Raw genomic sequence first — 13,997 nt, 5'->3', positions numbered from 1 at the left:
CGGCTATGAAATTAGCGGTTCTCCTTATTTTTTTAAAAGGAATGATAATATGGCAAAAATACTAGTCGTAGATGATGATCCACATATTAGAGAATTAATCCGTGTCATTCTAACAAAGGAAGGCTTCTCTATTGTGGAGGCAGAAGATGGAGAAGCAGCGATGTCTATACTCGAGCAAGAAAAAATGGATTTAATTATCCTTGATATTATGATGCCGAATATGGATGGTTGGACACTTTGCCGTGAAGTGCGAACCTATTATACAGAGATAATGCCAATCTTGATGTTGACAGCAAAAGGAGAAACATCACAAAAAGTGAAAGGATTTGAACTTGGAGCAGACGATTACTTAGTGAAGCCCTTTGCTCCTGCTGAGCTAGTTGCTAGGGTGAAGGTACTTCTCAAGCGCTACCAAATTAGTGTTTCCAATCAGATTAAGATAGGAAATGTCGTGATTAATCGAGACACCTATAAAATTTCTATTGGAGATGATGAAAGTACATTACCTTTAAAGGAATTTGAATTATTATTTAAGCTTGCAACCCATCAAAAGAAAACTTTTTCGCGAGAACAATTAATTGAAGATATATGGGGCTATGATTATGAGGGGGATGAGCGCACCGTTGATGTTCATATAAAACGTCTAAGGCAGCGATTTGCCCAAGAGGACTGTCCCTTTAAAATAACGACAGTTCGCGGTCTTGGTTATCGATTGGAGGTTAAATAGTGAAGTTCTCACAATGGATGAAAAGAATAGCAGGCTTTCTTGCAATTATTATTTTTCTAATGGTATGCTGTTCCTTCTCCTATTGGTTAACAGCATGGTTTTATGAAGCAATCCAAGTAACACCAAGCGAATTCATCAGACAATTAATTAATTGCATTGCCGGATTCTTTCTCTTTGGATGCATAATAGCAGTTATCTCAAAAATCCCGTGGATTAGATCCAAGCAGGATAAACACTTATACCCAATCATTCAAGCAATCAAAATGATAGCAGAAGGAAATTTTAATATTGACCTTTCCTATTATAAAAATCAGTTTAGAGAAGGTGACAATGATCATCCTTATTATCAAATAGTAACAAACATTAGTCATATGGCAGAAAAATTAGGAGAAATGGAGGAAATGCGTCAGGAATTTATCTCCAATGTGTCTCATGAAATTCAGTCTCCCTTAACCTCTATTAGTGGGTTTGCTCATGCTTTGAAAAATGATGATTTGAGTCCACAAGAGCGCAATCACTATTTGGACATCATTGAAATGGAAAGCATCCGTTTGTCCAAATTAAGTGAAAATCTATTAAAACTTACCTCTTTAGAATCGGAACATTTACCTTTGGAGCAAAAGGAGTACCGATTAGATCGACAGCTTCGTCGAATTATTCTTGCCAATGAACCACAATGGACAGAAAAAGAAATAGATATGGATATCTCCCTTGCGAACGTAATAATTATGGCAGATGAAGAAATGCTAGATCAAGTTTGGATTAATTTACTTCATAATAGTATAAAATTCACGCCAAAAGGAGGTACTATAACAGTCAAGGCATTTAAATCGGAGAATAAGGTTATTACTGTTAAAATAAAAGATACAGGAATTGGCATGGAGCAGGATTCGCTCATGCATATATTTGAACGCTTTTATAAAGCAGATAAATCAAGAAGTCGAAATACAGGAGGAAACGGCCTCGGTCTTTCTATTGTCAAAAAAATCATAGACTTGCATAAAGGCGAAATCCAAGTCAAAAGCCAAATAGGAAAAGGAACAGAGATAACAGTAAAAATAGGAAAGCAGAAGGACGGCTCTATTGAGATCAATTAGCCCGACCTCAGTAAGTAGAAACCCGTTCCTCACTTTCTAAACAAGGAGCGATTAGAATGGCTAAGAAGGTTTTCTTAAATGATTTTGCATTAACGGTTTCAAATTTTAAAGAGGCAAAAGTGAAAAGTAAAAAATCAGAGAAGCTGTTAACGGTAGTAAGCTTTGAGTTTAAAGTAAGAGGTGGGGAAGAATACCACGTAGTTACGAAGTTTTTATATGAGAATGTATTCGATGTCAGCATTCCTGATACATCATTGAAATTTAGAGGGGAAATTAATCAGTATTCCACCTCCTATACCAATTTCTCTGATGAAGACAGTACGAGTGGTTTCTTTTTAGAATTAATGGAAGTGGAATAAATTTAGAAGGGGTTTAGCAAAACAGATCACCGTTAAGTGGATAGAGCGATCTGTTTTTTGGCTTCTATAAACGGAAAGGGCGGTTATCTCTATGAAATTAAGTATTTTAGACCAAGCACCTGTACTATCTGGGAAGAGTGCGCAGGAGGCACTTAAGGAATCGATGAAGCTTGCTCAATTGGGCGAAAAATTGGGATACACAAGATATTGGATTGCAGAACACCATGATTTCCCTGGTCTTGCTAGTTCTGCCCCAGAAGTGATGCTTGGGTATATCGGAGCCAATACAGAAAAGATCAAAATTGGGGCAGGAGCCATACTATTGCCACACTATAAACCATATAAAGTAGCAGAAACATTTAATATGCTTGCAACGTTATTTCCCGATCGGATTGATCTAGGAATAGGACGGGCACCTGGTGGATCTGCCGAAGCTTCGATAGCTCTTTCTGGGAATTTCTTAGAAAATGTCCGAAATATGCCTAACTCAATTAAAGATCTTCTCCATTTTTTATATAATAATTATCCAACAGATCAGATGTTTTCAAAAATAACAGCCCATCCTTTTCCGGATACTCCTCCTGTTCCGTGGATTCTCGGAACAAGTGAAAAAAGTGCTATTCAAGCAGCAAGTTATGGGACTGCCTATGCATTTGGCCATTTTATGAGTGACAAAGATGGAATCGAGATTGTCAACACTTACAGAAATGCTTTTCGACAGAGCAGCGGTCTCCAAAAACCACAAGCTATCATAACTGTATCGGTTATCTGCGCAGAAACCTCCGAACTAGCAGAAGAGCTTGCTTTAAGCTGGTTCCTATCGAAAATCCAAACAGATAAAGGCGAAAAAAATAACGGGATTCCCACTCTTGAAGAAGCAAGAAATTATTCTTTTACAAGCGATGAGAAAGAAAGAATACAAGAAATGCGCAAAAAGATGATGATTGGAAACCCAAAAGAAGTGAAACAACAATTAGCTGAGTTGCAGTCTGCCTACAGTGTTGATGAAATCATGATTGTAACCATTACTAATAGCTATGAGAGACGAATAAAGTCATATGAGCTAATTGCCAAGGAAGTTTGGTGAAAAAGAAAGGAGGTATTTAAGTGAAATTAAGTGTACTTGATCAATCTGTAATAAGTAAGAATGGGAATGCGAGCATGACTCTCGCAAATACCATTAAATTGGCAAAACAAACAGAGGAGCTTGGCTACACTCGTTTTTGGGTTGCGGAGCATCATAACTCAAATGGCATCGCTGGTACCTCCCCGGAGATACTTATATCGAGTATTGCTGCTCAGACAAACAGAATTCGTATGGGCTCAGGGGGCGTTTTACTGCCCCAATATAGTCCTTTTAAAATTGCAGAAGATTTTAAAGTGTTAGAAGCACTTTATCCGAATCGAATCGATTTAGGAATTGGCCGTTCTCCAGGTGGGTCTACCCCAACTCGTTTGGCTCTTACAGATGGGATTAGAAAAAGCCTAAATGAATTTCCTCGCCAAGTAACGGCACTTCAAGAATTTCTTATAGGTTCTTCGCCTGATTATGAGGTTCAAGCTTATCCTTCTGTTGAAACGCAGCCAGAAATGTGGATGCTCGGTGTCTCACAACGGGGAGCTAGATTAGCCGCTGAAAAGGGAACTGCTTTTACTTATGGCCACTTTATAAACCCGATTAGCGGAAGTATTGCCATGCAACATTATAGAGAGAACTTCCAGCCGTCTAGTTTTCTTGCAAATCCGCAGGCAAATGTATGTGTATTTGTTGTTTGTGCACCTACCCAAGAAGAAGCCGAAGAAATGGCATTAAGCCAAGATTTATGGCTGTTAGCAATCGAAAAAGGACAAGATACTTTCCTTCTTTCCAAGGAAGAGGCAAAAAATATAGTGCTTTCGGAAGAAGATAAAGCAATCATAAGAAAAAATCGCAAACGGGCCATCATTGGAACCCCAGGAAAAGTTAAAGAAGAGCTGCTCCGATTAAGTAAAGTCTACCAAACCGAAGAAATGATGATTATTACGAACATTTATGATTTTGAAGAAAAAATGCAATCCTATACACTGCTGGCAGAAGCGCTTCTTTGAAATTTTCATGTAAACACTTGATAAAATTAGCTATAATAATGAAAAAGGGGGTGCTTACAGTTGGAGAATCACATACGATTGTCTGATACTACTTCCACTCATGCAAAGCCTATTATTAGAAAGGCGATACTTTGCATGGGGCGAAACAACTAATTTTATCGCTGACTAATATTTTGGCTTTGCACCTTATTTTAGACAAAAATAAAAAATAAGGGAGCGGGCAAAATTGAAGTATACGAACGCAATGAATGTTTTACCTGAAAAGCTTATTTTGGAAATTCAAAAATATATCCAGGGCGAGACCTTGTATATTCCAAAGCAAGAAAATGCCCATAAGAAGTGGGGTACTTCAAGTGGGGGAAGGCTAATGCTGGATCGCAGAAATAATGCGATAAAAGCTGCCTTTGCAAATGGAAGCAGCATTCAAGCATTAGCGAAGGAATACCATCTCTCCACAGAAACAATTAAGAAAATCGTCTATTCACATAAAAATAAAGAATAGCACTGGTGAGCTTTCATCAGTGTTTTTTTTATGTAAAAATCGTTTCTTAGTCATCTTTTCCATTTTAGAAAAAGAGTGTCTTTACTAAAATAGGAAGAGAGAACATCCCATTAATAGGAGAGAATGAAATGACAGAACCATTTATAAAAAATGAACAATTGAATTTTATCAAAAAGCAAATTTCCAACATTAAAGATAGTATGAATAAAAGTTTACCTAAACCAGTGTTAGCTGCAGTAATCGACTTAGCTCAGGCGAAAATATTTGAGCTTTTTCCACAAGCAACAAGCTCTCAGCAAGAGTTATTGAATATTTCCAAATGGAAAACAAAGGATGAATATGAACAATATATAGAGCGACTTGCAACGTATGTATTGCCATTTCCAAAAATTACAGAACAACAGTTAAAAAAATTATTCCCAAAGCAAAAGAAATTAAGATTACCTGATTTCGCAACAATGGACCTTCATAAATTAACCTATTTAAGCTGGATAGATGGAAAATCTAATAGAAAATATATCATTTATGAAATAGATGGAAAATTAGTAGGGATGGAAGGGAAAATGACCCCGACTAATAAAAAAAATATTTGTTCCTTTTGCAACAGCTTTGGAGAGGTTGCCTATTTTTCAACGATTACCAAAGACAAGAAACCTAAAAATGCGGATTATTACAAGGCTATCGGAAACCTGATTTGTATAGAAAGTAGCGAATGCAATAAGAACATAGCCAATACCGCTTATTTGCAAGAATTTTTATTGACCGCAGAGGGTCGACTCTACTGAGGACTCCTCGGTAGAATCATCCCTTTGCTACCCTGCTGATAAGCTGTGCTAAGGTTATTAATCCTTTTTCTAATTCTTCTAATGAAGCATAGGAGTAGGATATTCGCAGATGCCGGTCATCTGCTTTATCGTATACGATGCCTGGATTGATAAGAATTCCCTCTTTAAGAGAAATCTCAAATAGCTTACGTGAAGATATCATTGGTTTTAATTTCAGCCAGATGTAGAATCCACCATTAGGTACTGTCCACTCAGCAATATCAGAGAAATATTTCTTTAATAGATCATTTGTAAAATCTCTTCGCAGTCTTAGCTCTGCTCTTACTTCTGTTAAGAAATCCTCATACCATCCGTTTTGCAGCCATCTTTCTACAGCAAATTGAGATAAACTGCTTGAACCATAGTCTGTCTGCATCTTAATATCGGCTAAATGCTCGATAACTGGTTCAGGTCCTACAATCCAACCAATTCGCAGTCCTGGACTTAATGTTTTGGACATACTTCCGATATAGAGAACGTTTCCTTGTGTATCAAGTGCTTTTAAGGGCTTGGGCGGGAGAGTTTCTAACCATAAATCTCCATATACATCATCCTCAATAATAGGTATTGCTTCTTTTTGACTAATTGCTAGTAACTCCTTTCGTCTCCTTTCAGACATGACAATGCCAGTAGGGTTATGATAATTAGGAATTGTATACAACAGCCCGGCTTGATGCTGTCTTTTTAGTCGTCCAATGCTATGACAGGTGATTCCTTCTTCATCAAGCGGCAGGCCTAATAAGTGCATTCCTGCTGATTGGAAGACATGGATGGAATTTAAATAGGATGGTGTTTCATGAAAAATGGCTGATCCTCGCTTTAAGAGACCAAGGGATAGTAATTGAAGTGCCTGGAGCCCGCCTGAAACAATCAAGATCGACTCAGAGGTAGCGATAATTCCCTTCTTTTTTAAATAAGAACTAACCCGCTTGTCGCAAAGCTAAACTTCCTTTAGGCTCGGTATATCCAAGTGACAAGCTTAGGTTGCCCTTCTGGTGAAACATTTCTTCCATCCGTGCCTTAGGTAATAGCTTTGGAGAAAGCTCGCCAGTACCAAGTCTGATAATATTCGGATTTGCTTCGGCTTTATTAATTTTTTGAATAATGGAGATGTTCGGTCGATGAATGCTCGATTTAACATAACTAATCCAATCAGGAGGCGGAGTGGAGGCGAGTAAACTCCATGTGTTATTTATTACCTTTGTTCCACTTCCCATTTTTGTTTCAATTAACCCATCCGCAGCCAATTCTTCGAGTGCTGTAACAATGGTGCTCCGGTTGACTGCAAATTGCTCTGCTAAGCTTCTTTGAGAAGGGAGTTTCATCCCAATCGTCCATTCTCCATGAATTATTTTCTTTTTCAGATAGGTAGTAATTTGTTGGTGTAAGGAAACGGTTGAATCCTTTTGTGGCTTCCATTCCATTTCTGCCATGAATTGTTGGCTCCCCCTTCTTTTTTCTTTTATTTTAACAAAATGGTTGGGTTTGTAACCATCCAATTGGATGGAGACAGATAGCCTATTCTTCGCTATGCTCAATAAAGCAAGGGGGAATAAGGATGGAACCATTATTACATGGAATGATATTAGCGTTTGGGTTAATACTACCATTAGGCGTTCAAAATATATTTATATTTAATCAAGGAGCAACGCATAAAAAATTTAGTTATGTATTACCGGCCATAATTACGGCTAGTATTTGTGATAGTTTGCTTATTTATTTAGCAGTTGCAGGTGTTTCAGTAGTGGTTTTTACCTTTGAATGGGTGAGAACAATGCTTTTTACTGTTGGCTTCTTTTTCTTAGCTTATATGGGTTGGTCTATGTGGAAAACGGCAGCCGTGGTGGGGAACAAGCAAGAACAAAAACTCTTTTCTCCACGCCGCCAAATAGCATTTGCTGCGTCTGTTTCTCTATTAAATCCACATGCTATTCTCGATACCATTGGCGTCATCGGTACAAGTTCCTTAGCCTATACAGGAGAGGAGAAAATCATGTTTACTGCCGCTTGTATAGGTGTTTCATGGATTTGGTTTTGTTTGTTGGCAATAGCAGGGAGAAAGATCGGACAAATCACCGGGCGTGGAAAGCTGATTCAACACATTAACCAAGTATCAGCAGTTATTATTTGGGCGATGGCTCTTTATTTAGGCTTAAATCTAATAATTTTAAAATGACATCCCGCTTTGGGCATTCAGAATGACATCTCCTTTATATTTCGCTATAATGAGAAGGTTGTAAGTGCCCTGCAAATGAAAAAGGGGGGGTTATGTAATGATTCAATTGCGTAATGTTAGTAAACGTTTTGCGGATGATGAAGTCATTAAGTCTATTTCTTTAGCGATACATAAAGGAGAAATTTTCGGTATTATTGGGGCGAGTGGTGCTGGTAAATCCACGTTGCTGCGGCTAATGAATTTATTAGAAGTTCCCGAAACAGGAAAAGTGCTAGTGGACGGCCGTGAGCTGACCAGCCTTAACTATAAAGAACTTCGACAAGCCCGCCAATCAATTGGGATGATATTTCAACACTTTAATCTTGTTGCAAATAAGACCGTTTATGATAATGTGCTAGTGTCTTTAGAATTGGCTAACTATTCAAGAAAAGACAGACGAAATCGAGTAATAGAGTGTCTCCGATTTGTTGGATTGGAAAGCTTTATGGGTAAATATCCTGCACAATTAAGCGGAGGTCAGAAGCAGCGTGTAGCGATAGCACGCGCAATTGCGAATAATCCGCAAGTATTATTATGTGATGAACCAACCTCATCCCTTGATCCAAAAACGACAGGGGAAATCTTGCATGTTCTAGAGGATGTTAATAAGCGTCTAGGTGTAACGATTGTAATCGTCAGTCATGAGATGGAAGTAATAAAAAGTATCTGTAGCCGAGTGACGGTTTTGGAAGATGGAGAAATTTATGATACCGTTGCAATTGAGCCAAAAGGAATTCAGCAAATAAATAACACCTCCAAAAGGTTAGTAGAACAGCTGAAAAAGGATGGTGAAATAGATTATGCCTGAGATATTAATTCAATATCGATTGGAAATTTGGCAATCTATTGGGGAGACATTTGTAATGGTAGGAATGTCTATTCTAGCAGCGATTATCATCGGACTGCCAGTCGGGACATTGCTTTTCTTGAGTAGAAAAGGAAGGATGCTCGAAAATCAAATTATTTTTTCTATACTGAACTTAATAGTAAATATTATTCGTTCTTTTCCATTTTTATTATTAGTAGTCTTTCTTATTCCATTTACGAGAATCATCATTGGAACGGCTATGGGTACAGCAGCTGCAACAGTCCCATTATCGATTATTGCCATCGCCCATTATGCTCGTTTAGTGGAGCAATCATTACTAGAAGTGCCAAAAGGCGTAATCGAAGCAGCCATTTCAATGGGGGCATCTGTCAGAGAAGTTATCTTCAAATTTCTTTACGTAGAAGCTCGTTCTGGACTTGTTTTAGGACTAACAACCTCGATTATCAGCTTTATTTCTTATTCAACCATTATGGGAGTTGTTGGCGGCGGCGGTATTGGAGATTTTGCGATTCGTTATGGATATCAACAATTTAAAACTGATTTAATGATTTATATGATTATTATTATGGTCATATTAGTACAGGCTATACAATTTACTGGTACAGCAATAGCAAAAGTAATTGATAAAAGGTAAATGATAGGAGATAAGAAAATGAAAAAAATATTATTTTTAATGATAATTGGCCTATTTCTTTTAGCAGCTTGCGGGAAAGAAAAGGCAGAAACAGATAAAAAGCAAACAAATACTAAGGAAAAAGAAGAAGTAACACTAAAGGTTGCGTCTTTAATACCACCAATGACGGAAATTCTTGATCTAGTAAAACCAACACTAGCAGAGGAAGGTATTAACCTTGATGTTAAAGTATTAAGTGATAATGTACAGCCGAATACGGCACTTGCGGCAGGGGATGTGGATGCAAATTTCTTCCAGCATGTCCCCTATATGGAAGAGTTCAACCGAAGTAATAACGCTGAATTAGTGCCAGTAAAAGCTATCTATTTTGCAAATTATGGTGTTTATTCAAAACAATATGATTCTATGGATGATGTGCCAGATGGTGCTGTAATTGCCATTGCTAATGATGTATCCAATATAGACCGTTCTTTGGCATTATTGGCTCAACATGATGTCATTAAGTTAAAAGAGAAAACAGGCCCTTATTACACCAAAGCGGATATTATCGAAAATCCGAAAAACTATAAGTTTGAGGAAGTTGACTTATTAATGCTGGCAAGAATGTATGATGATGCTGATCTAGTCGTGATGACACCTGCTTATGCATCTCCACTTGGCTTAACACCAAAAAGTGATGCCTTGTTAGTAGAAGGGGTAGAAAATGATTTTGCGATTACATTAGTTGCTCGTAAAGATAATGCAGATTGGGAACCTATTCAAAAGCTTGCAGAAGCAATGACTAGCCCAGAGGTCCGTAAATTTTTAGAAGAAAAATATGACGAAACAGCAATTCCTGCATTTTAAATAAGAGGTTTTTCTCAGACAGTCATATTTCACTGATAAATAGCATATCAATGCCTTATCCTAATTTCTAACAAGGATAAGGCTTTCTTTTTGGGAAAATTCTGGCTTTAAAAAAATGAATAATTAGCGTATAATTATAGGTAACTATTTAAAATTTTTTGAAAATAAGTTGGGCTGTAACAAGGTGATGCTTGATCCAGAAAAGATGATAGCTTTAATAATTCCTTGTTTACTTTAATGCATCAAAAAGGGAACGCTTACATTCTTTCTGAAAATAAAAGTATAAGGAAGGTTAAAATGAGCAGACGAGAGACGAAAACAGACGTTATTTTAATTGGTGCCGGGATTATGAGTGCAACTCTAGGAACGCTTTTAAAAGAATTAGACCCAAATTTGAAAATTACAGTGTTTGAAAAATTAGCTAGTGCAGGTGAGGAAAGCTCGAATGAATGGAATAATGCAGGAACAGGTCATGCGGCACTATGCGAATTGAACTACACGGTAGAAAAACCAGATGGCTCTGTAGACATAAGTAAAGCGATAGAAATTAACGAACAGTTTCAAGTTTCCTTGCAATTTTGGTCTCATCTTGTAAATAATCAAGTATTACATAATCCACAAGACTTTATTAGACCATTGCCACATATGAGTTTAGTTCTAGGGGAAAAAAATGTAGCTTTTTTACAGAAACGTTTTGAGGCAATGGTAAGTAATCCGCTATTTAACGGAATGGAATTCTCAAAGGATCCCGAAAAACTAAATGAATGGATACCCCTCATTATGCAAAATCGTGAATTAAAAGAACCGATAGCCGCGACAAAGATTGATTCTGGAACAGATGTGAATTTCGGTGCCTTAACCCGTTTGCTGTTTGCTGATTTATTGAAAAAAGGTGTAGAAATTAACTACAAGCACAGTGTAAATGATTTAAAACGAACGAATGATGGCTTATGGGAAGCAAAGGTACAAAATCTAAATAGTGGTACAGTCGAAAGACATGCTGCTAAATTCGTCTTTATTGGCGGTGGCGGCGGCAGTTTACATTTATTGCAGAAATCTGGTATCCCCGAAGGAAAACATATGGGTGGATTCCCAGTTAGTGGTATATTTTTAGTCTGCAAAAATCAAGAAATAGTTGAAAAACATCATGCAAAGGTTTATGGGAAAGCAAAGGTTGGAGCGCCACCCATGTCCGTTCCCCATTTAGATACACGATTCATTGATAATCAGAAATCATTGCTTTTTGGCCCGTTTGCTGGTTTTTCGCCTAAGTTCTTGAAGACAGGCTCCATGTTTGACTTAATTACATCTGTTAAGCCAGATAATTTGTTAACAATGCTGGCAGCTGGTGCAAAAAATATGTCCTTAACCAGCTATTTAATCCAGCAGCTTATGCTTTCAAAAGAAAAGCGAATAGAAGAATTACGTGAATTTATCCCGAATGCCAAAGCGGAAGATTGGGATCTTGTGGTAGCTGGGCAGCGTGTGCAAGTGATAAAGGATACAGAAGCTGGCGGGAAAGGGACCCTTCAATTTGGAACAGAGGTTGTAAGTGCGGCAGATGGTTCTATAGCAGCATTGCTTGGTGCTTCACCTGGTGCTTCTACTGCTGTTCACGTTATGCTGAAAGTAATCCAGAAATGTTTTACAGAAAAAATGCCAGAATGGCAGCCAAAATTAAAGGAAATGATCCCGTCGTATGGATTATCCCTAAAAGAAAATCCTCAGCTATTGCATGACGTTCATACATTAACAGCAGAAACATTGCAATTGTCTGAAAAAAGACCTATTCATCATTAATCGAAATTAGATTGTTAAGCCATTCAACTTATAAGAGAAAAAAATTTTTTTGAGCGATTAATATAAAATCAGATACATTTATTTTTAAGAAACTTTCATCATGAGATGGAAGTTTTTCTTTTGGAGGAAATGCATAGAAGCGTCGCTATTCCTATGTTTTTTCTAAATGTATAGAAAAATGATATAAATTTTGCGAAATGATTGACAAGCGCTTTCAAAACGTGGTTAACTTAGTTTATATAACAAACTAACTAACATTTGAAGTTGCTTTTTTCAATTATTAGCTTCAGGAAATTTTATAGATAGCAATCTATTATTAGAAAAATATTAGTCTATTTAAATCGTTATTCATAAGGAGGATTTTTTAAATGAAAATTATCAACCCTGTACTGAAAGGATTTAATCCAGACCCAAGCATTTGCAGAGTCGATGAAGACTACTATATCGCAGTATCTACCTTTGAGTGGTTTCCAGGAGTACAAATACATCATTCAAAGGATTTGGTCAACTGGGAATTAGTTGCACATCCATTACAAAGAGTTTCCCAACTAGATATGAAAGGAAATCCTAACTCTGGCGGTGTTTGGGCTCCTTGCTTAAGTTATAGCGACGGGAAGTTTTGGCTTATTTACACGGATGTAAAAGTAGTGGATGGAGCTTGGAAAGATTGTCACAACTATTTGGTTACTTCCGAAACGGTAGATGGGGATTGGGGAGAGCCGATTAAATTAAATAGTTCTGGTTTTGATGCTTCCTTGTTTCATGACGTGGATGGCAAGAAATATTTATTAAATATGCTGTGGGACCAGCGCATTGACCGTCATTCCTTCGGCGGAATTGTTATGCAGGAATACTCTACAAAACAGAAAAAATTAATTAACAAGCCGCAAATAATTTTCAAGGGCACAGATATCAAATTAACAGAAGCACCTCATCTTTATCATATTGGCGATTACTATTATTTATTAACAGCAGAAGGCGGAACGAAATATGAGCATGCTGCAACAATTGCACGTTCCAAAAATATAGAAGGGCCTTATGAGGTACATCCGCATAACCCACTTTTAACTTCCTGGCATAATCCTAGAAATCCATTGCAAAAATGTGGGCATGCTTCTATTGTCCACACCCATACAGATGAATGGTATTTAGCTCATTTAACTGGACGTCCTATTCATCCAGATGATGATTCTATTATTCAACAAAGGGGATATTGTCCTTTAGGAAGGGAAACAGCGATTCAGAAGCTGGAGTGGAGAGATGGCTGGCCATATGTAGTTGGCGGAAAAGAGGGGAGCTTGGAAGTAGAAGCTCCAAAGATTCCGGAAACAAAATTCCCTCCAACTTATCCAGTTGTCGATGAATTTGAGCAAGATAATCTTAATATCAATTTCCAAACATTGCGTATTCCTTTTACAGAACAATTAGGTTCTTTATCAGAAAGACCTCATCATTTACGCTTATTTGGCCAAGAATCATTAACATCAACCTTTACACAATCTTTTGTTGCTAGACGCTGGCAAAGCCTTCAATTTGAAGCGGAAACAGCCGTAGCCTTTACGCCCGAGAATATTCAGCAGGCTGCAGGTTTAGTAAATTACTACAACACTGAAAATTGGACAGCATTGCAAGTGACCTATGATGAAAATCTTGGACGCATCCTTGATTTAACGGTTAATGACAACTTTTCTTTCTCTCAACCATTGAAGGAGAAAATAATTGTTCCAACCGAAACAGAATATATTTACTTAAGAGTCACAGTCGAAAATGAATATTACTACTACTCTTACTCATTTGATAAAGAAGAGTGGAATAAACTAGATATAGTATTTGAATCAAAAAAACTATCTGATGATTATATTCGCGGCGGCGGCTTCTTTACCGGAGCATTTGTTGGAATGCAATGTCAAGATACAAGTGGTCAAAATATACCAGCAGACTTTAAATATTTCCGCTATCAGGAAAACGAATAATGGTAAAAACCCAGGAAAATTTTAGCTCCTGGGTTTTTCTTTTTCACTTCTAGCACATAATATGCTCTTATATATGCGGAAGTAAAAATGAAAGTGCTAACAT

At 37.4% G+C, this 13,997-nt stretch carries 13 protein-coding genes and 1 pseudogene; 13 read left to right on the top strand and 1 reads right to left on the bottom strand.

Features of this window, described 5'->3' with window-relative positions; genetic code table 11:
• Positions 1-49 precede the first annotated feature (49 nt).
• The 7 genes from NST77_RS20010 (at position 50) to NST77_RS19980 (ending at position 5,558) form a co-directional block, all read left to right on the top strand.
• Positions 50-727, top strand: a complete 678-nt coding sequence (locus NST77_RS20010; protein ID WP_163187317.1) for a response regulator transcription factor — start codon at positions 50-52, stop codon at positions 725-727.
• On the top strand, positions 727-1,824 hold the full coding sequence (locus NST77_RS20005) for a sensor histidine kinase (protein ID WP_163187319.1): 1,098 nt from the start codon (positions 727-729) through the stop codon (positions 1,822-1,824). Before NST77_RS20010 ends, NST77_RS20005 begins: the two co-directional genes overlap by 1 nt.
• Before the next feature lie 56 nt (positions 1,825-1,880).
• Complete coding sequence (locus NST77_RS20000; RefSeq protein ID WP_163187321.1) at positions 1,881-2,183, top strand: DUF3219 family protein; 303 nt, start codon at positions 1,881-1,883, stop codon at positions 2,181-2,183.
• 91 nt (positions 2,184-2,274) lie between these two features.
• Positions 2,275-3,270 carry an LLM class flavin-dependent oxidoreductase gene (locus NST77_RS19995; protein WP_163187323.1) on the top strand — a complete coding sequence of 332 codons (996 nt, stop codon included), beginning with the start codon at positions 2,275-2,277 and terminating at the stop codon, positions 3,268-3,270.
• Positions 3,271-3,290: 20 nt separating this feature from the next.
• A complete protein-coding gene (locus NST77_RS19990; RefSeq protein WP_341123453.1) occupies positions 3,291-4,271 on the top strand; it encodes an LLM class flavin-dependent oxidoreductase in 981 nt (326 codons plus the stop codon).
• 226 nt (positions 4,272-4,497) lie between these two features.
• On the top strand, positions 4,498-4,773 hold the full coding sequence (locus NST77_RS19985; RefSeq protein ID WP_095329355.1) for a CD3324 family protein: 276 nt from the start codon (positions 4,498-4,500) through the stop codon (positions 4,771-4,773).
• Between the two features lie 128 nt (positions 4,774-4,901).
• Positions 4,902-5,558 (top strand): FusB/FusC family EF-G-binding protein, encoded by a 657-nt coding sequence (locus NST77_RS19980; protein WP_163187327.1) that lies wholly within the window; start codon positions 4,902-4,904, stop codon positions 5,556-5,558.
• A gap of 16 nt (positions 5,559-5,574) precedes the next feature.
• Here NST77_RS19980 and NST77_RS19975 read toward each other — a convergent pair.
• Positions 5,575-7,030: pseudogene (locus tag NST77_RS19975) on the bottom strand (aminotransferase-like domain-containing protein).
• A 125-nt stretch (positions 7,031-7,155) separates the two neighbouring features.
• Between NST77_RS19975 and NST77_RS19970 the strand changes: the two are divergent.
• The 6 genes from NST77_RS19970 to xynB all read left to right on the top strand — a co-directional run bounded on the left by NST77_RS19970 (position 7,156) and on the right by xynB (position 13,894).
• Positions 7,156-7,773: a LysE/ArgO family amino acid transporter gene (locus tag NST77_RS19970; protein WP_163187331.1), complete on the top strand. Its 618-nt coding sequence runs from the start codon at positions 7,156-7,158 to the stop codon at positions 7,771-7,773.
• A 97-nt stretch (positions 7,774-7,870) separates the two neighbouring features.
• Positions 7,871-8,620, top strand: coding sequence for a methionine ABC transporter ATP-binding protein (locus NST77_RS19965; protein ID WP_123258579.1), 750 nt, complete (start codon positions 7,871-7,873; stop codon positions 8,618-8,620).
• Positions 8,613-9,275 carry a methionine ABC transporter permease gene (locus tag NST77_RS19960; RefSeq protein WP_163187333.1) on the top strand — a complete coding sequence of 221 codons (663 nt, stop codon included), beginning with the start codon at positions 8,613-8,615 and terminating at the stop codon, positions 9,273-9,275. Before NST77_RS19965 ends, NST77_RS19960 begins: the two co-directional genes overlap by 8 nt.
• Positions 9,276-9,293: 18 nt before the next feature.
• Positions 9,294-10,121 (top strand): MetQ/NlpA family ABC transporter substrate-binding protein, encoded by an 828-nt coding sequence (locus NST77_RS19955; protein WP_341123452.1) that lies wholly within the window; start codon positions 9,294-9,296, stop codon positions 10,119-10,121.
• A 237-nt stretch (positions 10,122-10,358) separates the two neighbouring features.
• Positions 10,359-11,921 carry a malate:quinone oxidoreductase gene (locus NST77_RS19950; RefSeq protein WP_095329362.1) on the top strand — a complete coding sequence of 521 codons (1,563 nt, stop codon included), beginning with the start codon at positions 10,359-10,361 and terminating at the stop codon, positions 11,919-11,921.
• A 368-nt stretch (positions 11,922-12,289) separates the two neighbouring features.
• Entirely contained in the window at positions 12,290-13,894 is a 1,605-nt protein-coding gene (gene xynB, locus NST77_RS19945; protein ID WP_095329363.1) for a xylan 1,4-beta-xylosidase, read from the top strand.
• Positions 13,895-13,997 lie beyond the last annotated feature (103 nt).

It is taken from the genome of Niallia sp. FSL W8-0177 (genome assembly GCF_038006285.1).
Lineage (GTDB): Bacteria > Bacillota > Bacilli > Bacillales > Cytobacillaceae > Niallia > Niallia circulans_A.
This window is presented reverse-complemented; position numbering and strand designations above follow the sequence as displayed.